Here is a 2,572-nt window from a genome sequence, read left to right on the forward strand (position 1 = left end):
CGGTCCGTGCCGTCGGCGAGCGGGCCGGTGTAGCAGACGGCGATCAGGTAGGGCGGGCAGTCGGCCGGCTGGGACACCGTCCTCAAGCAGGTCAAGGAGCAGCTGCGCGCCGTCCCCCGGCGCGGCCTCGGCTTCGAGGCGCTGCGCCACCTCGGCCGCCCCGGTACGGCGCCCGAGGTTCCGGCCGCCCGGATCAGCTTCAACTACCTGGGCCGCATCGCCCTGCCGGACGACCCGGACGGGCTGTTCCGCGGCACCTTCCGGCCGCTGGAGCTGGACGCCGACCCGGCGGTCGGGCGCCCCCACCCGCTGGAGGTGGTCGGCCGACTGGACGGCGACGCACTGGAGTTCACCTGGTTCCACTCCGCCGCCGTCCACGGCAGTGCCACCGTCGAGGCGCTGGCCCGGCGCTTCGCCGAGGAGCTGGCCGACCTCGCCCGCCACGCGACCACCCCCGGCGCCGCCGGGCGCACCCCGTCCGACTTCCCGCTGGCCCGGCTCGACCAGCCGGCGGTGGACCTGATCACCGGCGCCGACCCGGGCGCGGTGGAGGACGTTCTGCCGCTCACCCCGACCCAGTCCGGCATGCTCTTCCACGGCCTCGCCGAGGAGGACAGCGGCGCCTACTTCCAGCAGCTGGACTTCGTCCTCGACGGGGTGCCCGACCCGGCCCGCCTCGCCGAGGCCTGGCAGTGGGTCACCGACCGCACCGCGGTGCTGCGCGCCCACGTCCGCTGGCAGGAGGTGCCCGAGCCGCTGCTGGTGGTGCACCGCCGGGTGGCCGTGCCGGTCAGCCACCTGGACTGGCGCGCGCTGCCCGAGGAGGAGCGCCGCACCCGGCTGGCCGAACTGCTGGACCGCGACCGGGCCCGCGGCCTCGACCTCGCCCGGGCCCCGCTCCAGCGGCTGCTGCTGATCCGCCTCTCGGACAGCCGGGTGCGGGTGCTCTGGTCGTTCCACCACCTGGTGCTGGACGGCTGGAGCCTGTTCCAGGTGCTCTCGGACGTCTTCGCGGTGCACGCCGCCCTGGCCTCGGGGCCTGAGGTCCCGTACGGCACCGTGCCGGAGCGCCGGCCCTACCGCGACTACCTGGCCTGGCTGGGCGGGCGCGACCACGCCGAGGCCGAACGGCACTGGCGCACCCGCCTCGTCGGGCTGGTGGAGGCGACGCCGCTGCCGTACGACCGCGAGCCGGTGCAGAGCCACCGCGCGGAGTCCACCCGGGCGGTGCCGTTCACCCTGCCCGCCGCCGCGACCAGGGCGCTGGAGGACCTGGCGCGCGGCTCCGGGCTGACCCTCAACACCCTGGTCCAGGGCGCCTGGGCGGTGCTGCTGGGCCGCCAGGCCGGGCGGGCCGAGGTGGTGTACGGCACCACCTCCTCCGGGCGCCCGCCCGAGCTGCCCGGCGTCGAGTCGATGACCGGCCTGTTCATCACCACCCTGCCGACCCGCACCACGGTGCCCGCCGACGGCACCCTGCTGGACTGGCTCCAGGCCCTCCAGCGGGAGCAGAGCGAGGACCGGCGGCACGGCTTCGTCCCGCTCACCCGGATGCGGGCCGGCACCGGACTGCCCGAGCAGACCGGCCTGTTCGACAGCCTGGTGGTCTTCGAGAACTACCCGGTCGACGAGGACGCGGCCGACGCCCACGGCCTGCGGCTGCGCGACCTGGACGGCATCGAGACCACCAACTACCCGCTCGCCCTGCTCGCCTACCCCGGCCCGGAGCTGTCCCTGCGGCTCTGCTACGACCCGCGGCTGTTCGACGAGTCCACCGTGCGGCGGCTGGCCGGCCAGCTCACCGCCGCGCTGACCGGCCTGCCCGCCGGCGCCCACCGCCCGCCCGCGCGGCTGCCGCTGCTGACCGCCGAGGAGCGGCACCGCGTCCTGGTCGACTGGAACGCCACCGCCGCCGAGCAGCCCGCGGCCGACATCGCCGAGCTGTTCGCCGAGCAGGTGCTCCGCACCCCCGGGGCGGTCGCCCTGGAGGCTGGCGACGAGCGCCTGACCTACCGCGAACTGGACGCCCGGGCCGCCGAGTTGGCCGGGCACCTGGCCGCGCACGCGGTCCGGGTGGAGCAGCCGGTCGGGGTGCTGATGGAGCGCTCCGTCGAGCTGGTCGTCGCCCAGCTGGCACTGGTCCGCACCGGCGGCGTCTTCGTGCCGCTGGACGGCCGGGCGCCGCGCGAGCGGCTGCACCGGATGCTGGCCGAGGCGGGCGCCGAGCTGCTGCTCACCGACGCCCGCTGGGCGGACACCGCCGCCGAGCTGCGCCCCGCCGAGCGGGTGCTGCGCGTCGACCGGCCGGACCGCACCGGGGTGCCGGCCGCGTCCCCGGCGGCCGTCCACCCCGACAACGTCCAGTACCTGATGTTCACCTCCGGCTCCACCGGCACCCCCAAGGGCGTCGCGGTGCGCCGCCGGGACGTCGCCGCGCTCGCCCTGGACCGCGCCTTCACCGGCCACGACCGGGTGCTGGTGCACTCCCCGCACGCCTTCGACGCCGCCACCTACGAGCTCTGGGTGCCGCTGCTGCGCGGCGGCACCGCCGTCCTCGCCCCGCCGGAGGACC

1 protein-coding gene is annotated in these 2,572 nt (G+C 76.7%); it reads left to right on the forward strand.

The genetic code is table 11. From position 1 onward, the window contains the following. Window positions 1–102 precede the first annotated feature (102 nt). On the forward strand, window positions 103–2,572 hold a 2,470-nt coding region (locus tag ACWDCZ_RS40210; RefSeq protein WP_449818578.1), incomplete at its 3' end, for a condensation domain-containing protein.

It is taken from the genome of Kitasatospora sp. NPDC001225 (genome assembly GCF_053597855.1).